Source organism: Paenibacillus sp. MAHUQ-45, from assembly GCF_058133325.1.
Genome location: NZ_JBYUPV010000002.1, coordinates 391,763 through 416,548, shown reverse-complemented (window position 1 = coordinate 416,548; position 24,786 = coordinate 391,763). Strand labels below are relative to the sequence as shown.

22 protein-coding genes are annotated in these 24,786 nt (G+C 43.6%); 4 read left to right on the top strand and 18 right to left on the bottom strand.

The annotated features are described in order from the left end of the window. Positions 1-147 precede the first annotated feature (147 nt). From AC3Y23_RS05550 to AC3Y23_RS05535, 4 genes are all read right to left on the bottom strand, one after another. Positions 148-495: an immunity protein TriTu family protein gene (locus AC3Y23_RS05550; RefSeq protein WP_379196498.1), complete on the bottom strand. Its 348-nt coding sequence runs from the start codon at positions 493-495 to the stop codon at positions 148-150. Between the two features lie 440 nt (positions 496-935). After that, the gene (locus AC3Y23_RS05545; RefSeq protein ID WP_379196496.1) at positions 936-1,733 is read right to left on the bottom strand and encodes a class I SAM-dependent methyltransferase; all 798 of its coding nucleotides are present in this window, start codon (positions 1,731-1,733) and stop codon (positions 936-938) included. Between the two features lie 378 nt (positions 1,734-2,111). Beyond that, a complete protein-coding gene (locus AC3Y23_RS05540; protein WP_066362436.1) occupies positions 2,112-2,984 on the bottom strand; it encodes a carbohydrate ABC transporter permease in 873 nt (290 codons plus the stop codon). 15 nt (positions 2,985-2,999) lie between these two features. After that, positions 3,000-3,857: an ABC transporter permease gene (locus AC3Y23_RS05535; RefSeq protein WP_379197118.1), complete on the bottom strand. Its 858-nt coding sequence runs from the start codon at positions 3,855-3,857 to the stop codon at positions 3,000-3,002. Positions 3,858-4,104: 247 nt separating this feature from the next. On the opposite strand from AC3Y23_RS05535, the gene AC3Y23_RS05530 reads away from it, so the two are divergent. From AC3Y23_RS05530 to AC3Y23_RS05520, 3 genes are all read left to right on the top strand, one after another. Beyond that, on the top strand, positions 4,105-5,883 hold the full coding sequence (locus AC3Y23_RS05530) for a sensor histidine kinase (protein ID WP_379196493.1): 1,779 nt from the start codon (positions 4,105-4,107) through the stop codon (positions 5,881-5,883). A 33-nt stretch (positions 5,884-5,916) separates the two neighbouring features. After that, positions 5,917-7,527, top strand: a complete 1,611-nt coding sequence (locus AC3Y23_RS05525) for a response regulator transcription factor (RefSeq protein WP_379196491.1) — start codon at positions 5,917-5,919, stop codon at positions 7,525-7,527. 105 nt (positions 7,528-7,632) lie between these two features. Then, positions 7,633-9,315 (top strand): type 2 periplasmic-binding domain-containing protein, encoded by a 1,683-nt coding sequence (locus AC3Y23_RS05520; protein ID WP_379196489.1) that lies wholly within the window; start codon positions 7,633-7,635, stop codon positions 9,313-9,315. A gap of 91 nt (positions 9,316-9,406) precedes the next feature. On the opposite strand, the gene AC3Y23_RS05515 is transcribed toward AC3Y23_RS05520, so the two are convergent. The 8 genes from AC3Y23_RS05515 to AC3Y23_RS05480 form a co-directional block, all read right to left on the bottom strand. Further along, on the bottom strand, positions 9,407-10,162 hold the full coding sequence (locus AC3Y23_RS05515) for a CAP domain-containing protein (RefSeq protein ID WP_379196487.1): 756 nt from the start codon (positions 10,160-10,162) through the stop codon (positions 9,407-9,409). Positions 10,163-10,293: 131 nt separating this feature from the next. Beyond that, entirely contained in the window at positions 10,294-11,571 is a 1,278-nt protein-coding gene (locus tag AC3Y23_RS05510; protein ID WP_379196485.1) for an SMI1/KNR4 family protein, read from the bottom strand. Positions 11,572-11,859: 288 nt separating this feature from the next. Beyond that, positions 11,860-12,345: a DUF2199 domain-containing protein gene (locus AC3Y23_RS05505; protein ID WP_379196483.1), complete on the bottom strand. Its 486-nt coding sequence runs from the start codon at positions 12,343-12,345 to the stop codon at positions 11,860-11,862. A 135-nt stretch (positions 12,346-12,480) separates the two neighbouring features. Continuing rightward, the gene (locus tag AC3Y23_RS05500) at positions 12,481-13,038 is read right to left on the bottom strand and encodes a peroxiredoxin family protein (protein WP_379196481.1); all 558 of its coding nucleotides are present in this window, start codon (positions 13,036-13,038) and stop codon (positions 12,481-12,483) included. 230 nt (positions 13,039-13,268) lie between these two features. Next, positions 13,269-13,991, bottom strand: coding sequence for a cytochrome c biogenesis CcdA family protein (locus tag AC3Y23_RS05495; RefSeq protein WP_379196479.1), 723 nt, complete (start codon positions 13,989-13,991; stop codon positions 13,269-13,271). Between the two features lies 1 nt (position 13,992). Next, complete coding sequence (locus tag AC3Y23_RS05490) at positions 13,993-14,664, bottom strand: hypothetical protein (RefSeq protein ID WP_379196477.1); 672 nt, start codon at positions 14,662-14,664, stop codon at positions 13,993-13,995. Positions 14,665-14,706: 42 nt separating this feature from the next. Then, complete coding sequence (locus AC3Y23_RS05485; RefSeq protein WP_379196475.1) at positions 14,707-15,798, bottom strand: sensor histidine kinase; 1,092 nt, start codon at positions 15,796-15,798, stop codon at positions 14,707-14,709. Then, positions 15,788-16,471, bottom strand: a complete 684-nt coding sequence (locus AC3Y23_RS05480; protein WP_379196473.1) for a response regulator transcription factor — start codon at positions 16,469-16,471, stop codon at positions 15,788-15,790. Before AC3Y23_RS05480 ends, AC3Y23_RS05485 begins: the two co-directional genes overlap by 11 nt. 382 nt (positions 16,472-16,853) lie before the next feature. On the opposite strand from AC3Y23_RS05480, the gene AC3Y23_RS05475 reads away from it, so the two are divergent. Then, positions 16,854-17,693: a YitT family protein gene (locus AC3Y23_RS05475; RefSeq protein WP_379196471.1), complete on the top strand. Its 840-nt coding sequence runs from the start codon at positions 16,854-16,856 to the stop codon at positions 17,691-17,693. Positions 17,694-17,804: 111 nt separating this feature from the next. Here the strand turns inward: AC3Y23_RS05475 and AC3Y23_RS05470 are convergent, their stop codons facing one another. From AC3Y23_RS05470 to gap, 6 genes are all read right to left on the bottom strand, one after another. Next, on the bottom strand, positions 17,805-18,581 hold the full coding sequence (locus AC3Y23_RS05470) for a class I SAM-dependent methyltransferase (RefSeq protein WP_379196469.1): 777 nt from the start codon (positions 18,579-18,581) through the stop codon (positions 17,805-17,807). A gap of 165 nt (positions 18,582-18,746) precedes the next feature. Then, a complete protein-coding gene (locus AC3Y23_RS05465; RefSeq protein ID WP_379196467.1) occupies positions 18,747-19,214 on the bottom strand; it encodes a DUF6933 domain-containing protein in 468 nt (155 codons plus the stop codon). Positions 19,215-19,523: 309 nt separating this feature from the next. Beyond that, positions 19,524-20,648, bottom strand: a complete 1,125-nt coding sequence (locus AC3Y23_RS05460) for a copper amine oxidase N-terminal domain-containing protein (protein ID WP_379196465.1) — start codon at positions 20,646-20,648, stop codon at positions 19,524-19,526. 88 nt (positions 20,649-20,736) lie between these two features. Then, on the bottom strand, positions 20,737-21,759 hold the full coding sequence (locus tag AC3Y23_RS05455) for a serine hydrolase domain-containing protein (protein WP_379196463.1): 1,023 nt from the start codon (positions 21,757-21,759) through the stop codon (positions 20,737-20,739). Between the two features lie 72 nt (positions 21,760-21,831). Next, complete coding sequence (locus AC3Y23_RS05450; protein ID WP_379197116.1) at positions 21,832-22,656, bottom strand: MerR family transcriptional regulator; 825 nt, start codon at positions 22,654-22,656, stop codon at positions 21,832-21,834. Positions 22,657-23,679: 1,023 nt separating this feature from the next. After that, the gene (gene gap / locus AC3Y23_RS05445) at positions 23,680-24,681 is read right to left on the bottom strand and encodes a type I glyceraldehyde-3-phosphate dehydrogenase (protein WP_379196461.1); all 1,002 of its coding nucleotides are present in this window, start codon (positions 24,679-24,681) and stop codon (positions 23,680-23,682) included. Between the last annotated feature and the right edge of the window lie 105 nt (positions 24,682-24,786).

Below are 24,786 nucleotides of genomic sequence, written 5' to 3'. Positions count from 1 at the left end.
AAGGGGCCGCATTCTGTAAATACAGACTAATTACCTCTATTTGTGATACGGTTCACCATAATGTATCTAAACACAAAGTGTGGTTTGACCACAAAATATACATCAACATATAAAGACAAAGCCACTCCCAACAACGGAGTGGTTTCATTATTTCTCTTTATTTTGATCGTTTTTAGGTTTTATTCCACTCTTTATCGTTTGGAAGTATGGATGCAATATTATTTCAAAATCAGTATCATCGTTAATGTTTTCGAAGTATTTCCACAACAACATTTCCTCTGATTCAATTTGAATGACTTCAAATTCCATCTCTCTAGATTTATACACTATGACTTGTCCTAGACACAATTTTGTTTCTTGAACTATTCTTATGAATGGTTTTGCCATGCTTTCTATATCCTCTACATTTGGCATTGCATATTCCGTTGCTATACCTTCATTTCGCAATGCTTCAATATTACTCTCAATCCACTCCTTAAATCTTTGCTTAATCATTCTTCACCGCCTTTACGCCAAATTCTTACTATTGAATTATGCTTCATCCACAAGGTCACCTTTTGTATTAACTGCATTGTATCGTTCATATATGTTCATGACATTTAGTCCTCCTGTTCAACGTAAGATCACAATTAATTATACCATATGTTGGTATATGTGCTGTCGTATCGCTTATGTTTTACTCTTAGTCGGTTAGTAGAAGTGCTATGGCATATCTGAAACAAAATCACTGCAAACATTGGAAACAATCCCGACGAGAGAAGCGCCAAGGACATTGAATTCTTCTTTGACGCTTCAATTAACGACGAGTTTGTGCTTACTTATGATACGGTTCACCGCGATGTCTGTAACGGCAAGTTTTAAGGCCATCCTCTATCGGATGGCCTATTCTTTGTATCTTGCTTTATTCAACTATTACTTCATACCTACATGTAAAATTATAACTTTCTTGCCCATATAATAGCGCGATTTGTAGCTTCAACGATCGGCTCCGGAATCGGTTCAGCCGTATAATTTTGATAGGTGCGCTCTATGGTAAACCCTGCATCTGATAGCCAATCGTAAACTTGCATTTGCGTAGGAATGTGCTTATACCAACACTTGGGTATATTGATTTGCTCACCGCTATTTGTGGTGAGCTCCCAGTGACCAGTTCCGGTACAAATTTGGGTTATGGGGTCATACACGCTCCCATAACTAACGGTTCGACCAGTCGTGCCCAATTCGTCTGTCCCTTTGAAATAGCTGCTCTCTTTCAACCTATTGAACCGGGCCGTTGGATTATTATGCAGGTTAAAATCCATATAAAGATGTCCACCCGTGCGAAGCGCCGCAGCAGCATTTTTAATAAGGGTCTTTTGTGCCTCTTTGTAATCAATCTCGCTTTCAATATTAATCAAGATATTACCTGCCATGACTACAAGATCAAAACCAACGCCCCATACGGAAATTGCTGCATCAGCTTGGTAACAGCGTATATTTGTTAAACCCAACATCCGGCGATAACAGCTCAGGAGCATATGTTCATCGACATCAAAGCCTGTAACGAAATGATTCGCCTTTGCTAGAGGGACACAGATCCTACCACCGCCGCAGGCAACTTCAAGTATATTTTGTGGTTGGTTGCCTGTTTGCTCTGTAAGTACTCTTAATAGAAAATCGACGTCATGTGTTTGGTTTTCGAACTTTTCATACATACTGGCATACCAATGTTTTGCGATAAAATCTCTTTTCACAGATTTACCTCCAATTTTAAGGAGGGTTAAAGTATAGTCACCCTCCAAGAAATTATGCGGGCGGACAATTCTGTTGTATTAATCATCTGATATCATCCTTTCAACATTTAATAGTAAGCGGGAAAACAACAAAAAGTAATAAAACCTGTGTTTCTCCATGACTATAACTGAAAAAAAATTCACTATCAATGTAAAAATTCTTTATAACTATCCTCCCCGCCCAACAGGCTCTAACAGGCTTCTGGCGTTTCACCCCAAAAAACTTGCCCCTACTTATGATACGGTTCACCGAAATTGATCTTAAACCTCCTACCCGTTAGCTTAATGAAGCATCATTTACACTTCGAGGCTATTCGGGAGGATGGTTCTCTCCAGCGACTACTCCTTCACAGCCCCAACCACAATCCCCGTCACAAAGTAACGTTGCAGGAAAGGATACACCAGCAGTATTGGTAGCGCACTGATAAAGATCTGCGATGCCCGAATGGTACGTTGTGACAGATTGGCAACGGCTGACGGATCGAGCTTTGACATGTCTGCCTGAACGATGATCGTTTGCATAAAGGTTGCCAGTGGAAGTTTGTCTGAATCTCTAATGTAGATGATACCGTCAAAATAGGAGTTCCAATGCCCAACCATGAGGAACAGAGACACTGTGGCAAGAACAGGTAAGGAAACTGGCAAATATATTTTCAAAAAGGTCGTAAAGTGCCCTGCCCCATCAATAAACGCAGCTTCTTCAAGCTCCTTAGGTACGGTCCGGAAGAAATTAAGCAGTAGAATGATGTTAAATACCGCAACTAATCCCGGCAGAATCAATGCCAGCAAGGAGTTCATCAGCCCAAGCTTCAGAATAAGAATATAGCCTGGAATCAGTCCACCGCTGAACAGCATGGTCACGACAAAATACCAAAGGTAGATGTTCCGCGCACGGAAGACCCGTGTCTCCTTGGAGAGCGCATAAGCTGCAATAGTATTGACCACCAGTGCAAGTCCCGTACCAAGTACAGTCCGTTCCACAGACACCCACAAGGAGGAGAGGAAATTGGCGTTATTGAACGTCTTGGCATAAGCTTCAAGCGTGAAGCCTATCGGCCAGAAAGTAACCAATCCAGCATTAGCAGGTGCAGATGCGCTAAGGGATACCATGAGCAAGTGATACAAAGGCAGCAAGCAGAGTACAGCAAGGATCGTCAAGAACACATTGTTAAATATGCTGAATATACGATATGGGATTGTTTTATGATACATTCGTTCTCATCCTTTCTAGAAGATTCGGTACCCTGCAAATCTATAGGCCAGTCGGTAAGAAATCACGATTAAAATCAGGCTGATCACCGATTTGAATAGATTCACTGCGGTAGCGAAGCTGAACTGCCCGCTAAGAAGACCTTCTCTGTACACAAAGGTATCAATGATATCCCCTTGCTGATAGATCAAAGGACTGTAGAGGTTAAACACCTGGTCGAAGTTAGCGTTGAGCACATTGCCCAGAGCCAAGGTCGCGATCACGATCGCAATTGGAATCAGCGCAGGTATAGTAATATAAATCGTCTGCTTCCAGCGCCCCGCCCCATCCACTTCAGCAGCTTCATAGAGTGACGGACTAATACCGGATAATGCCGCTAGGAAGATAATCGTGTTGAACCCGAATTCCTTCCAGACATCACTTGCAATAATCGTAAACCGGAACCAATTGCCATCCCCTAGAAAGAAAATCGGCTTGATACCGAATACGGATGATATGAACTGATTGATCAGACCCGTCTGGGCCAGAATATCGATCAGAATGCCTGACAGTGTAACCCAAGACAAAAAGTGCGGAAGATACACGAGCGTTTGGATGGTTCTTTTAAGCGCCATCTTCCGTACCTCGTTCAACAATAACGCGAATATAAACGGAATAATCAGGTTCATTACAATTTTAGAGCAAGCAAAAAACAGCGTATTCCACGTAATTTGCAGGAAATAATCATTCTCCCACATGTATCTAAAATGCTTCAGTCCGACCCACTCGGAATTAAAAAAACCTAGCGCAGGTTTATACTCTTGAAAAGCCATAAGAATTCCAGACATCGGAATGTAAGAAAAAATAAACACCATAATGACCGCCGGCAATACCATCAAATGGAGAATCCAAGGTTGATTAAAGCCTCTTTTTCTTTTTTTGTTTGGCTTACTCCGAGTGGTCGCCTGCGGTATCGAGTGAACCTCCATATTAGCCTCCATAGCGTGCTCCTGTTCCCAAAAAATATTTTGTTTGTACTGGGGATCTCTGTTATAAATAGTATCAGGCCTTTCTCAGCTCTGACTATATAACATTGTTAGGCTTGATATGGTTTTATTAGGGCATCATCTGGAGGGAACATTCATGAATCTATGGAAGCGCTTTACACTACTAAAAGATAAGGCACGGTCCCGGTTTAGCCTCTTTGCCAAAATAAATTGTCTGATCATTGTCTTATTCATACCGATTATTATCGTGTATACCTATTCGAACAATGTCACATACGATGTCGTTAGCAAAGAGCTGCAGGTCTCCAATACCAAACAGCTTACTTTTCTATCGAGTCAAATCGATTCCCGAATTAATCAGATGATGGATTTCAGTCTTATTCTTTCAAGAGATCCCAATGTCAGAGCATTCAACGGTTTGAACATTTGGGATGATCGTTATGATCAGATGCAGACCCGCTATGTCATTCAGGAAAAGATGGTGCTGCAGTCCGGGGTAACCGATATTTGGCCCACCAGATACGCTGTACATTCACAGCAGAATAAAGATGTCATCGCTAATTACAACCGGCCAGCAGGATATGATGAGGATTATTTAAAAAGAAATATGAGTGGAAAATGGACCTATGGTGATCATAGAGCGGAATCTCAAGATCAGCTGCAATCCTTTTACTGGTTCTTCACAGATTCCTTAGCTCAACCGGGGATGTTGACGGGCAGCAATCTTGTGATTGAAGCCAGCTTCAGTTATGAGAACATTCAGAACATGCTGGATAAGTACAAGGAAGGTGGACAAGGTGATCCCTTCTTTTATCATAAGGGCAATGCCCCCATTCTGAATCGTAGTGCAGACAAGCAGCTAGCAGAAGAACTCATTCGTTATCTGGATAATCGCTCCCCTGAGAATACGACCCAGGATGTAGTGACACTGAATGGGAAGAACTATCTGGTCAGCATTGTGAAGTCCTCCTACTTGGATTGGCATTTAGTAGATGTGGTCCCACTCTATCAAATTCTTAAGCCGATTTCGCTTAGCCGGGACTTGTTCTATATCTCGATGATTCTGCTGTTTGTTGTGGGCATTTCGGCTTCGATTTTACTATACAGAAACGTGCAATCACCTATCAAAAAGCTTATTCAAGGCTTGCGGCGCGTACAGCGAGGCGACTATTCCGTACGCCTTCATAGCAATGGTCAGAACGAGTTCTCGTTCTTGTTCCATCGCTTTAATGATATGTCACACCAAATTCAAGACCTGATAGAGAATGTGTTCAATGAAAAGATCAGGGCCAGAGAAGCTACGCTTAAGCAGCTTCAAGCGCAGATCAATCCCCATTTTCTCTATAATTGCCTTGGTTATATTATCAATATGGCCCAGATGAAAGAGCAAGAAGCCGTCATCTCGATGGCTTATAACTTAAGTGCTTACTATCGCTATACCACCCGAATGGAACGGGAGACCGCTTCGCTGAATGATGAAATCAAGCTGCTCGTCAACTACTTGGATATCCAGAAGCTGCGCAATGGTAGAATCGAATATCATATTGATATCCCTGAGCCTATGCTTAGCCAGTCTGTGCCACGTTTAATGCTGCAGCCGATTGTGGAGAATTCAGTCATTCACGGCGTTGCGAAGTCGTATTCATCGGGCGAGATCACAATTACCGGTGAGCGTTCGAACGGCTTCTGCAAGATTTATATTGATGACGACGGACCTGGCTTGAACCCGGATCAGCTGGAAGCTTTGAATCGTAAAATGCAGCAGCCACTGCAAGAGGAGATGGGCTGCGGTCTCTGGAATACGAATCAGCGGATCATTCATCTGTTCGGCAATCATTCCGGTCTTATATTTGGGCCTTCCCCTCTCGGCGGATTCCGCACAGAGATCATCTGGGAGATCCCATCTGAGGAATAAAATCATACACGAAATATCAAGGAGACTAACAACATGCAAATGATCATCGTAGACGACGAAGCCCACTGGGTAGATAATCTTTCCACAACAAAACCTTGGCATACATTAGGGATTGAACAGGTGCATAAAGCCTATTCAGCGCGTGAAGCGCTGCAAATTATCGATACCCACCCCATTGATATCGTAATCTCGGATATTCAAATGCCGGAGATGACGGGAATTGAACTGATCGAGCGGATCAGAGTCCGCGATAAAAAGATAAAATGTATTATTTTATCCGGTCATTCCGAATTCGATTATGCCAAAAAAGCACTCCAGTACGAGGCCGTTGATTACCTGCTGAAGCCACCTACGGATGATGAATTGATGAATGCAGTGAAGACTGCGATTGATCAATTGAACACCGAATGGGAGCTCGTAAGCTCCCTTACTCGAACCCAGTTTACCCTTCGGGAGAATCTGCCCTTGTTACGGGGTCGACTGCTCTTGGATGCCTTGCAAGGACATCGATTCCAAGACGGCGAATGGGAACGGAAGCTCGTGAATTATGGCTTGCCCTTCCATGCCGGGGACTGCGCATTAATGCTTGTACGGATGGAAGAAGAATTTGGACAATACAATAACAACGACCAGACCTTGATTGAATATGCGATCATCAATATGGCGGAAGAGATCCTGGGCGAATTTATGGAAGTCTGGGGCGTTAAAGAGGAGCATGGGTATCTTGTGTTTCTGCTTCAGCTGAAAGAAAAAGGGAATGACATTGGAAAAGAAACGATTCTGGAGAAACTTTCTTTGCAGCTTCAGTATAAGGTCAAGCAGTTTCTGAAGGGTTCACTCTCCATTGTAATCACGGAGTGGTTCACATTTCCTGAACAGCTGTCCAAACGTTTTCGTCAGGCTACAGGTTATTTCCGGCAAATTGTCGGAGACGAACGCGAATTCGTGATGCGGGTCAGTGATTTGGAATCTCATGCTGCACAAGGCCCTTTGGACGCACTTTATACCCCGCCCTCTTTGATTCATCTACTGGAAAGCGGGCAGTGGAATGCGGCGGAAGAGAAGTTACTAGCTGTCTGCGCAGAGCTGGATGAGAAATGGTCTGAATCCTGGGAGCATTGTATGGAGGCTGGCTTTTTGATTACGGCTTCGTTCACGAATCTCGCTCACCGCAATGGGCTTACTTTGGCGAACTTAATGGGGACTGACATTGTAGGGCTACAAAGCGGGGAAGCTTTTACCACGATCAGTAAGCTTAGAAAATGGTCGCTCAGTGTTCTTAGCAAACTCAAAGAAAGCACGTCCAACGATGTCAAAGACATACGCTCAGAGTATGTGAAGAAAATTCAAGATTTTACCGATAAAAACCTCCATCTTGATGTTTCCTTGCGTGTACTGGCCGACCATGTCAATCTGCACCCGACCCATTTGTCCAAGATTTATAAGATTGAGACAGGTGAAGGAATCAGCGATTATATCTCGCGCCTGCGCATGGATCGTGCCTGTCACAAGCTGAAGACCACCACCAAAAAAGTATATGAAATCAGCATGGAGATTGGATATATGGACCCTGCTTATTTTATCAAAGTGTTCAAACGGCAGTTTGGGGTAACGCCGCAGGAGTACAGAGACAGTAATAAATAGCATGATAGAGTCCTATCAAAACTAAAAAACTCATATAGATGCCATCCCCGACAACTTGATAAAGTTACACTTGTAAAGATCATACACAGTAGGGGGAATTGAAGAATGATCAAATTCAACAAGATGTGGTCGATGCTCACAGTCACCGCACTTCTCACACTCACAGCCTGTGGCGGTGGCGCAACTTCGAATGAAAACGTTAAATCAGGCAATACCACTTCAACTAAAACCAGTTCTGAAGCCGATGCGGCTTTTGAAAAAGGTAAATATGATCCACCTATCGAGTTCAGTTCGGTATTGATGCCGAAGAAATATGTGCAAGGAGATACCAAAGAAAATAACGTTCACGATCGCTGGATGCTGGAAACGCTGGGCATGAAGCACAAAGATACCTGGTACCCTGCCAATGACGATCAGTACAGACAAAAGCTGCAGCTCGCCATTGCCTCTGGTGAGAAGCTGCCTGATTTCGTGGCCGTACCGACCAACGCGGTATTGACCAATCAGCTGATAGATTCCGGTCAGTTCGTTGCCATCGATGAGCTGTTTGACAAGTATGCCAATAAGATTCTGAAAGACCATGCAGCAGCGCATCCGGAGCTGTGGTATCCGTTCACCAAGAACGGTAAGAAATACAATATGCCGATCCTTGAGTACACGGATAATGATGACACGCTGCTGTGGCTGCGGGAAGATTGGATGGAGAAGCTGCATCTTGAAGCTCCGAAAACCATCGCCGACCTTGAGAATATCATGGACAAATTCAAGAACGAGAACCCTGATGGCTTAGCAGCTAAAGATGTTTTCCCACTTGCTATTTCTTTGAAAAATAATACGAACACCTGGATGGGCTCCCTTGATTGGTTGTTCGGAGCTTACGGTACTATTCAAGAGCAATGGAACAAAGATGCCGATGGCAATCTTGAATACGGCTCCATTAATCCTGGTGCCAAGCAGGCCCTAGCGAAGCTTAGTGAATGGATGGATAAAGGCTATATTCATACCGACTCCGCACTATGGGATGAAGGAAAATCTGCTGAGAGCTGGACAAAAGGCGCAGCAGGATTTCTGCCAGGCGCGAACTGGGTGCCGGACTGGCCTGCTCCCGATCTGTTGAAAAATGTACCTGGAGCGAAGATTAAAGCTTATCCGGTTCCAGCCGGTCCAGACGGCTTCATTGGCACGAAGTGGCAGAACTCCGGCGTAAATGCTAGTATCATGATTAATAAGGATGCCAAGCATCCTGAAGCGATTTTCTTATACTATAACTACTTGCTTGATAATTTAGCTAACCCGGCAGCAGGCAGTCAATTTGAATACGGCTTTGCTAAGGGTTACGATTGGGACATCATTGATGGACAACCGACTAGTGATAAAGAGAAAATCAAAGACTTTTCCAATGAGTTCCCTTTCTTGACTGGTCCTGCACGTATTCCTGATCTGTACATGAAGACACTAGTAAAGCTTGCTGACGGCCAGGCACCAGAAACTCCTTATGAAAAACAAATGGCGGAGTTCCGCAAACCGGAAAACTGGGCAGCTGCCAAAGTCGTTATGTCGCAATTAGACGTTCGCAAGCAAAACTACTTCACAGGTGCTGCGACTCCAACAATGATCTCCAAATGGAACCTGTTGCGTCAATCCGAAATGGAAACCTTCAACAAAATTATTTACGGTAAACTGCCAGTAGATGCCTTCGACCAATTTGTTACCAACTGGAAGGCTAACGGCGGTGACCAAATCACTAAAGAAGTTAACGAGTGGTTCAAGTCCGTATCGAGTAAATAATAGGAAAAGCCGGGGCGAATTAGATTCGCTCCGGCTTATTTTTCATGTGATTCCATGCCTCCCACGTATCTAACAACCGTGAAGGTTTGCACTAACCAGTAAATTCTTGGACCCACTCTTTGTTGTAATACCCAATTCCGATATCGGTGAAGCTGCTATTCAGGATGTTGGCGCGATGACCAGGGCTGTTCATCCATTGGTTCATCACTTCCTCCGGACTTGTCTGGCCGTTGGCGATATTCTCCCCTGCTGAATTATAGGTGATCCCAAACGCCTTCATCATGTCAAATGGGGAGCCATATGTCGGAGATTGATGATCGAAATAATTGTTGTCGTACATATCCTGAGCCTTGGCTAGGGCCATTTTCGAGAGAGCATTATTCAAACTAAGAGATTTCAAGCCTGCTTTCGTTCGTTCTTGATTCACCAGATTCAACACTTGCTGCACAAATTGCGATGAATCGCCGGAGACCCCTGGATTAGCTGAATTCCCTGGATAAGGGGACTGCTGCGGACTAGAGGAATGCTGTACATTGGCAGACGGTTCCGGATTAGTGGCTGATTGCGGATAAGCAGTCTGCGTAGGTGTTCTCTCTGTGGGTGTGTTGTTGCCTAAGAGCCCTCCCAGCAAATCCGAAACATCACCAGGTACTTGTGCTTGTTTAGCTCTAAGTATTGAATCCTTTGGAGCATCTGTGGAAATGGAAGAAGCTTGAGTTAAGGTTGAAGCTGAAGCCCCATGACGAGCACGAGTCTCAACCTTCGTCTGCTTAACAGACATTTGGTTGTTGGCCGAATGATTGCTCGAACAAGCTGTAACGAGCACTAGTGCTGCAATTACAATCAACGGTTTGATAACAATCCCTCCTGAATTGTCAAAGTAGTGACGTTATTCAGTAAAGTTTTTGTTTAGTTCCATTGATTTATTCATGCTCAAAGGATTTCCGAGGATATCAGCTCATATTAACAGTGGTCGCTTTAAGCAAGCCGTTCCATCGCCTTATGGATGACTTGCTTTTCTTTTTTAAGCACAGCTGTGTCCAATGCCTGTTCGAGCAAGCTGCGGACCTGCTGTACATCCACATGATTAATGAATAGCACGTGGTCCTCCGGCAGGCTGGATAAGGCCGAAATGACAATCTGACGCTGCACATCCTTGGCACTGAGCCAGTGCACGATGTCGGATACCGAAGGCTGAGAATGAGCATACAACATATCCCAACCGCTATAAGGAAAAGACACCTTATCCTCCATCCACTCCAGCACCTTACGGTTACCAAAAGGCTGAAGCAGCGCGTTCGCTTCATAACCACTCAGCTTATTCTGTTGCACAGTGTCGTCCAACGATTCCAAGACCCGTTTAAGTCCCTCACCTTCCGGCAGACAGTGTGCAGAAAGATAAGCACGAACAGAGGGACTTACGTTGACCGCTGGCGCTTCCGACCACAATGATGACACCAAATCAGCTGCTTTTTCCTTCAGAATATCACCTGCACAGCACATTAAAGCCTCTCTTTGATTGAGATCTTGCTCTGCCCTGGCTCGCTCCAACCAGGCTTGTAGCACGGCCTCCCCATCATAGCGAGCAAAGGCTGCTGCCGCCTCCTTATCCAAGCCGTTCATCTCTGTATAGGTGATCAGCAGCGGAAGCTCCTTCTGGGCTTGTTCCAGTGTGAGCGTTAAATATTGATGCAGCCACGCCTTCCAACGTTTGCTATTCCCGCTTTCCGGGTCCAGGCCGAATTCCCCGCAAAAATAGTGATACTGCCATTCCTCCGCTCCGACGCAACCCAGTTCTGTTATCCGGTCTACAAAAGTCGTCATGGATGGCGCAAGGAGCCGGAATTCCCCCGTCTCATGTGCCCAATGCACAACAGAAGTTCCGGAAGGACTGCTCAAGTCCAGCAGTAATTCATCCCCGTTTCCGGCCACATGAAAGGTAAGATACTGCCGTTGCTCCCCCATTTCCTCATCGGCAAAATCGGAGAAACAAAGCTGATCTGTACTCCAGCCTATATCTCCACTCACATCAAAAGGTTTAATCGTCCCGTACGGCAAGCTCCAGTATACTAATACTTTACCGGAGCCATCCTTCAGCAGTGAGCGGAACTCCTCGGGCAACTGGATTCTGAGCTGGGATTCAGCTTCAGCAATTTCCCACTCCGTTGCAGGATGATCAATGGTAATAAAGGTGCTTGCCCCCTTCTGCTCCAGGGCCTGAACAAGCCACTGCCACTGCCTTTTCCATGTGTCCATTTTATGTTCCATCCTAACTGAAGCCTCCCTGCATAAATTCTACGTATCATTTATCAACTATATAAATTAAACCTAAGATCTTATACGGAGCAAGAACGTCATTACGGGAAATGTTTGGACTTTCGGCCGCTGTTGTCTCCAGATTTCTTTTATTTGTACCGCTCTTCGCGGTTGAAATCCGGAGACAAAGGCGGACGCTACCGCTCCTACAGTTCCAAACTTTCCCTTCAATCCTTTCTCCTTTTTGATTTTCCAGTTCAATCTATATAGCTGTCCGTCCGCTTACAACTAAAAATGGTTCACCAAATGGGCGATTTCCTTAACTCTTTCCATCGTAATTCCATCTCTTTGTTCAACCGCAAGTGGATGGTCTGTTTGTTCTAATTCGATTAGCGGAACCGCACCCACTTCTTGTGTATGTACCATTGTCTTTAAAGACAATGTCGATATTGGATATATTGAAAGTTCAGTCGATAACCAACCGAAATAAGGTGCTTCATCTTCTCTGCCTTCTACGAATAATAATTCATTCGATCTGAAAAAATTCTCTTCACTAAGAGACACCCACACACTCCAAATAAACTTTTCATCAGTATCCACTATTGGTATTTCAATATGTCCTCTAATAAAGAAATGCTGTTCATCAATGACACAAAAATCACTAGTTAGTTCTGTTCTTTGCTCTTCTGGCACCAAATTAAAGTAATGTGGCGCTTCAGCTCCATAACATAATGGCAGTTCACTTAATTCGCTGTCACAGTGAGGACATTTCATAGTTTTGCTCCTTATTAGATCTTGTCGATTTAAAGTATTAGACTGACCTCGATTATAAAAAATAGTGGCAGTCTTGGACAAGATAATAAAGTCCTAACTGCCACTATTTTTTCTGTTCAATCCATATTTCAATGTTTATTTCACTTCTGCGAGCAGTTCTGACATCATCTCATAATTCATAGCACCCCGTACCTTCTCCCGCACGACGCCATCGGCATCCAGTACATAAGTAGTTGGGTAGGCGACGATCTGATAGGTTTGTAAAAGCTCCCCTTCCTCATCCAAAACAATTGGGAAAGTAAGCTTCTGCTCTTGAACAAATGGTTGGACATCTCCAAGCGCTTTTTCCGTTAAGGTCATATTTACTCCGAGGATTACCACATCTTCCGATTGATAATTCTCATAAATGCTCTGCATATGCGGCATCTCTACCCGACAGGGAGGGCACCATGTAGCCCAGAAGTTGAGCAGTACTCTTTTCCCTCTAAAATCTGACAACTGCACTGGATTTCCACTCAAATCTTGCAGTGTGAAATCAGGAGCTACTTGCCCTATCTCAATACCCACATCACGACTTTCCGCTTCCGAGCTTGCACTTTGCACAGGCTGTTGCGAAGACTTGCTATAGTATTCATACCCTCCATATAGAACTAATCCAATAATAAAGATGATCGCAATAACGTTTTTTCTCAATTTAACTGCCTCCAGTCTATATAAGATGAACAAAAGAAAATAAGAAAAAGCGAGAAGGAACGAAGGGGAAAGGTTGGAACTGTAGGAGCGGAGCGTTCGCCTTTGTCGACAGATTTCAACCTTTGGAATCGATTTAATCAAAGAAATCTGGCGACAACAGCGACCGAAAGTCCAAGCATTCGCCGTAGTGACGTACGAGCTTACTTCATATCTTAAGTTCGTCTTATATATCAAAAAGTGATATCCCACAAAGTATATTTTGCCAGCCAAGCACTCAGTTTTTGCAGCTGTCCTGTGAACAGGAGAAGTCCCATTCCTATCAGTAGTACTCCATTCACCTTGGATAACAGAGGGATCCATTTGTTCATTTTTTTCAGCACATTCATAGAGTACGTTAGCATCCAGGAGATCAGCAGAAACGGAATGCCGAGACCAAGGGAATACACTGCCAACATCCCTATACCGCTCCACAATGTATCAGATGAGCCGGCCATAAGTAGAATCGAAGATAAGGCCAGTCCGACACATGGACTCCAACCTGCTCCGAACGCAAATCCAGTAAGCAAGGAACGAATGGATCCACGGCTACGCTCCCCTTTGGTCTCCCAGGTTTTTCCTGACATTAGAAAAGACAGATTGAGCCATCCGATCATTTGCAGACCAAAGATAATAATGAGTAAACCGCTTATTTTCTGAACCAAATCTCGTTGTTGAGCAAAAAATTGGCCAATAAAGCTTGCCGAAGCACCCATAGCGATAAAAATCAAACTAAATCCCAAAATAAAAAAGAGCGATTGGGAGAACAATCTCCCTCTATGTACGACAAGCTTGCCGTCTTGTAGCGATGACCCTGTCAAATGGGATACATAAGCAGGAACGAGCGGAAATATGCAGGGGGATAAAAAAGACAGCATTCCTGCGGCAAAAGCTACTACAATGGTAATTTGATTCATATTATTTTCCTTTCTCGTTCTTCTCTTGGAAATAGGACCATACGGTTAGACCTGCGGCTATTACAATACAAATGATTTGCAGCCGGCTAAAAGACAGCAGCCAAGATGTACGATCAGGCAGCAGAAACTGAAGAAGTGCATGTCCAATGAGAAACCAGATGGCATATCCACTCCGGTCATTAGCCCGAGAGGTTTTCCGTGTTAGGAATAAGATTAACAAAAACACACCTGACCATAAGGCGCTTAATCTATCATATAGAACAGGCTGATGCCCGGCTATAACCTGCAGGATGGGATAGGCTAACCAACATCCAGAGATGAACCACAATCCGATATCCATCCATACTTTCACAGGCAGTTGCTGTTTTCTTGATTGAAACCATACGTAAAAAATCGCAAGCAGGCTCGCCAGCCACATTCCACGTTTGCCACCATCAAAATATAGCAAGCTCATGGGCGTCTCTATAAATTCAATGGGATAAAGAAACATAAAGCTTCCTTTCCATACAAGCAGCCATATCCAGAATGCATTGCTTGCAATGGATGTCAACCGATCTTGCTCTGGAATATGCCGTAACCGATAATGCAGCACGAGCCACCCGATGACTCCAAAAACCATATACATCACAAGCCGTCCATTTATTAATAGTGATCCGAGCTGGATATTATTCATAGCCTCTGCCCTCCTTTCTCACCCATTCAGTGAATTGATACTTCAGTTCTTGCCAAGTTTGAGCGGTATCGTAATTGAAAAAGAATGCTTATCCTTGTCTGAAGTCAGCTCAACCTGGCCTCCAAGTTTCCCCATAATCTCCTTCACGATCGCTAGACCAAGTCCGCTACCCTTCATCCCTTCTCTACGCTGTCTTGAATCATCGGCTTGGAAAAAACGTTCAAAGACTAACTCCTGCAGCTCCTCTGACAGCGATTCTCCCAAATTACATACTGTAATTCGGTATTCTTCGCCTGCCACCACCCCTGATATCCAAACTATATGTCCAGAATTATAAGTAATTGCGTTCTGTATCAGATTGGTGAGCACCTGCCGCAAGCCATCCTCATTACTAACAATGACATGTGGTTCAAGAGAAATATCTAATGTAATCTCTTTGCGCTGGAGTTCTAGTTGAAAAGATTGCAAGCTTCGTGTAATGAACTCATCAATGGGAATCTGGCTAAAAATCATACTGTCAGCTCCCCTGTCCTCCCAAAGGGATAGTTGGTGGAGCTGCTCCACAAGCCGTGTAATGTGCTGCGACTCTTCCAGCAAGGATAAATACAATTCCTGGTCACCTTCGATTACCCCACTGCTTAACGCCTCTAAATAACCATTTAAATTGCTCAGTGGTGTTCTTAAATCATGTGATACATTGCTAAGCATTACTTTACGATTTTGTTCTGTTCGCTGCAGGGTTAGTGTCATAGCATTAAAGCGGTTCGTCAATTCTCCAATCTCATCCTCAGCGGATACTTGGATGGGTTCAGGATATGATCCTTCCATTAACTGACGAGTCGACTCTGTTAATCTTTTCAAAGGAGACAGAATCTTCTTGATAAAGACAAAATGAATGATGGCAGCCACAACAATGGCAAGCACACTTGCCCTAATAAGATAGAATTGCATGGTGCGTTGGAAAAAATCATTTTTAACATCGCCCACAAGCTGATACTTGGCAACCAATACACATGCGAAGTCTTTGACAGATACGCCGACTATCCAGATCACAACGAGCATCACCAGCACATTGACCCAAATCAATTTCCAAGCAACATACTGCTTCCATATTTGCAGTTTCTTAATAGGCAACAAAGCGATACCCCATTCCACGTACTGTTTGAAAGAAGGACGGCGTCTGGCAGGACACCTCAATCTTCTCTCGTAGCTTCCCAACGTGGACGTCAACCGTACGGTCGATCACAGACCTCTCATCATTGGGATAAAGCTCATTTAAAATTTGCTCACGCGACAAGATCTGATTGGGATGCTTCATAAGGAGATGCAGCAATTTAAATTCATGCTGTGTTAATGCTATGCTGACTCCGTTATATTTAACCTCACCAGAATGCGTCTTGATCGTTAGCCCGCGGTAACTAATCTTGCTGCAGCGATGGGCCATCCGTTTGAGTATCGTATTTACCCGCACAACGACTTCTTGCGGGCTGAATGGCTTGATGATGTAATCATCTGCGCCCATTTGTAGACCTGCGATCCGTTCGGATTCCGTGATTTTAGCTGTAAGCATGATAATCGGGATGTCGCTTTTCTGTTCATGTCGGATCCATTGGCATAATTGTTCTCCGCTAAACTTCGGCATCATTAGATCAGTGATCAAGAAACAAGGTTCATCCTGTTGAAACATGACTTTGGCCTCTTCCCCATTCTGAGCCTCCATTACGCCATATCCTTCTTTTTCTAAATACAGTCTTAAGAGCTTTCTTATTTTCATATCGTCTTCGACGATTAATATGTCTTTCTGCAATTCGTTTGCTCCTTTCTTAACTATATAAGACAAACTTAAGTTCCGAACGTAAGGCTCGGTCGTCACTACGGTGGAATGTTTGGACTTCCGGCCGCTGTCGCTCCTACCGTTCCAAACTTCCCCCTTCGTTCCTTCTCGCTTTTGTTATTTTCTTTTATTCGTCTTATATAGTAGTTCATTATACAAGACGTATTTAAAGAAATGTTAAAGATGGAGTGATTACGGCTGGAAATTTATCCTTATACAGCAGAGTGCATAATCGCAATTGGCGAGCACTCATCGCCTTTCTTTGAGTCCTTAGTTATTGAAAAAAAAGGATTGCCTAAGCTCACATAGATAAGCTATAGTATTGTGATTATTGCGAAATGTAAGGATGGTAATGATGTTGAAGAAAATAACGCACGATCTTTTTTACTTAATACTTGGAGCATTTCTATTTGCCTTGGCCGTCAATGTATTTGTCATTCCCAATGAACTGGGCGAGGGTGGAGTTACTGGTACTTCCATTATCTTGTACTATCTATTCCAATGGTCACCCAGTGTGGTCAACCTAATAATTAATGCTTTATTGTTGATTTTCGGATATCGATTCCTGGATAAGAAGATGATTATTTATACAATTATCGCTGTCTTGGTTCATTCGATGTTCCTCCATCTCACCCACGATTGGAGAATTCAGTCCGATCAATTATTAGTGAATGCAATATTTGGAGGCATACTTGTTGGGACAGGCATTGGCCTGATCATTAAGGTTGGCGGCAGTACTGCGGGTACAACTATTCTCGCAAAGATCGCAAATAAATATCTCCATTGGAATATTAGTTACGCCCTGCTGTTCTTTGATTTGATAGTTGTATTTGCTTCTTATTTCATTATCGGGACAGAGAAACTAATGGTAACTATTATCATGCTCTATGTCGGTACGAAGGTGATGGACTTTATTATTGAAGGACTGAATCCTAAGAAGGCAGTCACGATTATCTCCAAAGAGCAGGATAGAATTGCTGAACAGGTCAACATGGTTATGGACAGAGGCGTGACCGTTCTGCAAGGAAAAGGTTATTACAGCCAGGAGCCCAAAGAAGTGCTCTACATTGTTATTAGCAAACAGGAAGTGTCCACACTCAAAAAAATCGTTGAAAGTGCTGATAAAGACGCCTTCCTGACCATTCATGACGTAAGAGATGTATTTGGAGAAGGTTTTGTAGAATTGTCAAAGTAAAATGACCAATAATCTTTTATCGCCATGTTATCGCCCATGTCGGGCGCACTAAAAGAAGCCGGCAGTTTCCCTCTTACATGGGAATCGCCGGCTTTACTATTTTACTATTAGTTATGATTTCGAAGCCTGAAAATACGCAGCTTGCCCAACAAAGCTGATGACTTCTCCGGCCTCTGCGGTAATGCGGAAAAACTCCCATGTAGCAGGAGATGCCTTAAAGAATTCGGATTTGACTTCATCCTGCTCTTCTTGCGTAAGCCCCATTCGCTGACACCAGCTCTGGAACTGGAAAGGCTTCTGAAAGCAAATCAAAGCATCCAGTTGGAAATGAGTTTGTTCTAAATGTCCAATCCATTCTGATTTGGACAAAGCACGAACATGACTGCGATCCCGCAATCGCTCAACCTCATTATAAAACTCCCCTAAACGACCATCTTCCGGAGATACATTATCAATTAGCTGCAGTTTGCCTCCTGGTTTCAAAACTCTGTACGCCTCTCGCAAAAAAGCAGGTACATCAGGGAAATGATGGGCAGCAATCCGGCAAGTCACAATATCAAAGCTAGCATCCTCAAAAGGTAGCTGCTCCGCATCCCCCTGCACAAATTCCACATTCTCATGACCATTCCCTTGAATAAACGCCCTGGCTGAATTCAACATCTCTTGTGTTAAATCCAAAGCCGTGACCTGCTTCACAAGTGGAGCAAGCGCATTAGCTACATGGCCTCCTCCTGTAGCAATATCAAGGATAGTCATCTCCTTGGTGGCCTGCGCTGCGGATACCAGCAATGTCAGATCCTCCCCTTTGGCATGACGAGTACTTGTTACATACTTCTCAGCATTCTTGCCAAATTGCTCTTGTACGCGTGTTTTCATTTCCTCAGACATAGATTGGCTCCTCTCATTAAGTTTCATTAGATGAAACTTAATATCATTAGATAAAACTTGATTTCAAATTATCATATTTAATAACAAAAAACAAGTCAGAACACATGACTCATCATGTTCTGGCTTGTTCGGTTCAAACTTTTATAAAGCGTATTTTCCAATCTCTTATTTAAATACATGAATAGGTTTTTTATAGTCAATGGGTTTATGTATTGTTCTATTCAGCCATTTTCCCCGTTCTTCTTCATCTGCAAATTCCAATGGCGTTACATCACAATACATTGTTATTTCTTTCATTGTCCCTAAGACACTTCTACTGTTCGTTTTTGAGATGTTCGTTTCGAGTCCCTCTTTCAAATACGATTCTATTAGCTTCTGCTCTATTCCTTCGCTTACTAAGTATTCAAACAGTGTTGAATGGAATTTATCTAATAAAATATTTAACTGCGAAGTTCTAACGCCATCAATTATGATACTTAGTCGACTAAGGTCATTGACAAATAAGATATGTTTTCGTTTATTCAATCGAATAATATTCGCATGCCAACTCAAGAATGGTGAAATATTTTCGTACTCTACAGGTGTAATTTTCATATCTTTCAATAACGTTTGGGTAAATCTTAAAACAAACATTCTCTTATTCGTCCCTTTCCTTGTTCTTGCTCAACTATCATCTATATAAGACGAACTTAAGTTCCGAACGTAAGGCTTGGCCGTCACTACGGTGGAATGTTTGGACTTTCGGCCGCTGTTGTCTCCAGATTTCTTTCCATTGTACCGCTGTTTGCAGTTGAAATCCGGACAGCTTCAGCTTTCGATGCGAGCTTTCCTTCGGAAAGCTTTTAGGTGGTCGCTTTCGCTCCTTCAGTTCCAAACTTCCTCCTTCGTTCCTCCTCGCTTTTTGTTACTTTCTTTTGTTCGACTTATATAGCTGTAGTTTTATTATTTATTATCCCCATTCAAATTAAATTTGTACACCTTGCCATCTCGTACATATTCGTTCGTAAATAGCAGCGCATTACCTTCTCGCTTCACAAACTTTAGATTGTCCCCAAAGAAGGGAAGATCATTGGTTTCCGCGAAGTTTTGCTGTTCGGGATCCAGCAGTTCTTTGTATAGCAACGTTTGGGTCCCTGTTTTACGATCTATTAGTGTGAGGAAGCCTTGTTGATTGGGACGGATCAGTAGAAAATCATCATCCATTCCTTCCACCAAATAGGTGTCTGATACGCCACCGATCTTGGTCAGGTCAAGGGTCTGGGTTACATTTCCCGTTCCATCTTCGATCAGACGCAATGTTTTCCCATCTGTTAGTACAAGTTGATTCCCCGCAATTTTGACATTATTACCGTAACGCATAAAGTATCCTACACTTGCTTGGCGAATGACCCCTCCGTCCTTGATAATCAACGTATACCAATTATTACGGATATGAGGTTCTCCGTAAACATCGGTTAGGGTCAGATAAATCAGGCCCTTCGGTGTCTTCTGAAAATCAAACGCCACCATATCGTACAGCTCCGATCCGAGGTTCGCCAGCAGGCGGATACGTCCAGAGGAATCAGTGACATATAAGCGCCCAGCCTTTTTGTCCACCGTGTACGTATTTCCACCGAATTGTGCGCTAGTACTGGAAAAGCTCTTTATTTCTTTGGCCGTATAGGTTTTCTTGTCTGCATCCCAACTGACGGTTTCACCTTCTAATGACTTTACAAGGAAATCAGCGGGTACATATAGTTGCCCGTTGGTTTTAAAAGGGGCCCCTCCCAAGCTGACCAATTTACCATCCAGTACTCCTGTTTTGCTTCCTATGCGGACGGCTATCTTTTTTCCCCATCCTGTATACTCCACTCTCTTGTGACCCTGGTCCCACACGCCCCGCAGTCCCGCCGCTTCCCAGTGGCCGGATGAGACATAAGTTACGCCATCCTTAATCAGCGCTGAACTGGTAGATTGACCACCTTCAGCTGTAGTGTAGACAAAATAGGCAGGCGTTGCCGCATTGGTTACAGGAGCTACAAACAATGATGCGGCAAGAATAGGAGCTAATAGCCATTTTTTATTCATAAATCGACGAACCTCCCGTGTTAAAGTACTTTACCCTCTAGACCTCTACGTAATCTATAGACGCAAACTAGTCGGGAAGGTTTCTTTATTATTCCATTACCGCCGGGAGAATGTATTCCTTAATCAGTGTCCACCGATCGCGAGGATTCATGATGAATTCAGATGTAATAGCTACAACCAGGTCTTTGTCTGGAATGCAGCAAATGACATTACCGCCATCGCCCAGCGCTGAGTAGGCAGACACTCCGTCCTCTTCACGCAACCACCACAGATAACCGTAATTATAAGCGTTCGGCGCTGTTGAATCGTCAATCCATGTCCCCGAAATGATCTGAGCATCCTCCCAAAGACCACGATTCAGATATAGATATCCAAAACGCGCCATATCCCGAGGAGTCAGCGTTAGCCCCCACCCTCCTGTGGAGATCCCGCTTGGATCATGGACCCACCCTTTCACATCTTTCCCGAATAAATCGTCGAACCCAAATGAAGTCATATCATAATCCGGGATTTCTTGTATGCCGATGGGTTTGAATAAACGTTCGTTGGCAAACTCACGGGCACTTTGTCCGGTGCTGCGAGTGAGGATGGCGGAGAGCAGATGCGCTCCTGCGGTGGAATATTTAAAATCGCCAATAAGCCCCTGCTGCCCCAGCATATCCAGCGTATATTTTATCCAGTCAGGCGCCATACACATCTTGTCCAGCGGTTCGTGCCAATCCTCAAAAGGATAGGGTGCTGTCATCGTGAGCAGATGGCGGATGGTAATTTCACTTTTCTGCGTATCCTCAGCATGAGGTACATATTCCGGAAAAAAATCCAGCACCTTCCGGTCTACATTGTTAATATATCCTGCATCTATAGCAATGCCGATAAGAGCAGATAGAATACTTTTCGTTACAGAGGCCACATGGTGCTTATGCTCTCGGCCGTAGCCATTAAAATATTTTTCATAGGCGATGCGTCCATGTCTCACAATAACGATACCGTTAATATTGTTGTACTCTGATTTAATGGTAGGTTCAAGTGCCGAAAGCTGTTCAGCGTTAATACCCAAGGTTACCGGTTCTGCGGCTTGCCATTCTGCTGCGGGCCAGTAGTTTTTTTGCATAATAGATACCTCTCTCCATTGGACAATTAGAGTTTCTTTAAAGAACATTATTGTACATGTCGGATCTTGCTGCTATTTTTTCTGTACTGGAAAATACACCTCTGTAACGGTATCCTCAGGCGTGGTCGCTTGATTGGGGTCGGTTACATATATCTCAAAAGGGGATTTCACCAATTCATATCCTTCCGTATCAACCCATTCCCGAAGCCTCGAATAGACCGAAGTTAATTCTGAGTAGGCACCCTTAGCCATAGCCTTTGCGCACAACCCACCCGAAAAATCTCTGGTTCCTTTTATAGCCTCCTTTACCGGGATCGCGAACTCTGTATCATTGCCAGCAGGATCGTATTCCTGGCTGTGGTAAATTGTCATGGGCGTACCCAGCAAGGTGAGTTGGTCTATAGCTATCTTTTCATAGAGCCTGCTAAAGTACGTTCCATACCCCAGTGCATAGTCCTCCCTGCTCATCATCTGGCGCGTATAGAGAATATTCAAAGGCCGGACTTCAACAAGCTGCACTTCAATTTGGTCAAGATAGGCCATCATCGGTATTCCATTCTCTACATTTAAAATGTCATTGTTCATTTGCTGCAGTGTATATTCAAAAGCCCGTATCTTGTTCTCGATCTCTCTTCGCTTGTGATGAAGGGCTGCACGTAGCTTCTCCTCGTATTGATCCTGCTCTACTTCCAGAAGGGCTTTAATTTCCTCCAGAGAGAAATGGTACGATTTCAAGCGGTTAATCAAAAGCATCTTTTTTAGCTGCCCAATCGAATAATACCGATACCCGTTCTCAGGGTTAATCTCATCCGGGGTTATTAAGCCAATTTCGGCATAATATCGCAGCGTTTTGGTAGAGACTTCGCAAATCTTCGAGAATTCACCAATCGAGAGCATCAAGGTCACCTCCATTATTACTATTTTAAATACGTACGAAATGCTGTATACATCAAAGCTTTCTTCTATGTCTACTATGCGCCTTGCCCTAAGGGTAAAGTCAACGGGGAAGTATTGCTCATGTCGGTTATCAAAATGCTAGTCTCTTCGCGGCAATCTAGTCGACATAAATATTATCTCATAATAAAATAATATCGAATTTTAAGTACCCGAAGCGATAGAAAAAATAGCTATATTAATTCAGCAGAAAACCGTTAAACAGAAAGCAGACAGTACAATCTACGAGTTCAGCATTGAGATACCTAAGAACTATTTGGTAGAGAAGGAATTAGACGGATTAAGCTTTGAATTAAGAGCAGATCAAATCTTTACACATTCAAGAAAAACCATCTTACAAGCTTTTATTCCCATAACTATAGAAGAATTTAATTCGAAGGCACCTTAGAAGAAAGGTGTATTAATTAGGATAATCGCCTCAAAGCTTACCTTTCTCAACATTTATACCTTTCACACTTTACTTATCAGGAATATCTTATAAAGCGTTCCTTATCAGTGAAGGAAAGGGGGATAAGCCATGAGCTTTCGCAAACAAGCTAAATTATTACAAGGGAAAACCGTGCAGGTAACTACCACCGGGGGCACTTATACTGGGACCCTCTCATCGGTTGGCACAGATTTTCTTATTCTAAGTTCCACTATTAGAAGGCGTAGAAGAAGACGCATCATACGATTGGCAGAGATTATTCTGCTCTCAAGATTATTAGGCTAAAAAACTGTTAGATGCAGTAGCATCTCTCAAAGCTTCCTTGTGGGTAATGCGGATTCCGCAAATCTATCCTACTTGGATCAAAACAAGCCATCCCTTCGAAGTTAGGGATGGCTTGTTTCGCTTTATACCTAAATCACTTGTGTTAACTTCTGGTTCACTTCATCTGCTCCAAATATACCACCGTCCCTGCTCTCACAACGCCGCAATCCGCTCTTTAATTCGCGGAAACAATCCAAAGGCATTCTCACCTATAATTACAATTCCGCGAGATATTTGGCGGTGCGAATCATTTGGCTGGTGAAGGAGTTTTCGTTATCGTACCATGCTGCTATTTTTACCAAGGTATCTGTTCCTAGTTCCATTACCTTTGTTTGTGTAGCATCAAATAAGCTACCGTAGGTCATGCCGATAATGTCGGACGATACAAGCTCTTCCTCTGTATATCCATATTGGTCCGATTGGGACTGCTCCATTTTCTGGTTGACCTGCTCCGCCGTTATAGAACCTTCCACGACTGCTGTCAATTCTGTCAGGGAGCCAGCCATAACCGGCACTCTTTGGGATATACCATCCAGTTTTCCATTCAAGGAAGGTATCACAAGCCCGATCGCTTTGGCTGCCCCGGTTGACGTTGGGATGATGTTTCCTGCAGCAGAGCGCGCCCGTCGCAAATCACCTTTGGCGTGAGGGCCATCAAGGGTATTCTGGTCGTTTGTATAAGCATGGATCGTCGTCATCAGACCTTTTTTAATTGGTGTCAACTCGTTCAAGTAATAGACCATTGGAGCTAGACAGTTCGTGGTGCAGGATGCGGCTGAAACAATATTATCCTCTTTAGTAAGAGTGTGTTCATTAACACCATATACGATAGTGGGAACATCATTCCCGGCAACGGTTGAAACGACCACTTTTTTAGCACCTGCCTCAATATGAGCAGTAGCTGCTTTTTTTGATGCGAAAAAGCCTGTACACTCCAGAACCACATCAACCTGCAATTCTTTCCACAGGAGCTTTCCAGGATCTTTTTCGGCATAAATCGGAATGGTCACGCCGTCCACGGCTAAGCTATTATCGCTGTAATCGATTCTTTTGTTATAATGCCCCTGTGTCGTGTCGTGCTTTAGCAAATGCGCTAGCATCTTCGGACTTGTCAAGTCATTAATGGCAGCAATCCGATATCCTTCCGCACCAAAAAGCTGCCGAAAGGCAAGCCTGCCTATTCTGCCGAAGCCATTGATTGCAATATTGATTGTCATTATAATAACCACCTTTCATCATCATTGGTGATATTATATCCCCGGAATCTTTGTGTTACACTGTTATAAGTGTATAAATTGACTATACTATCTGTCAGGAGATTA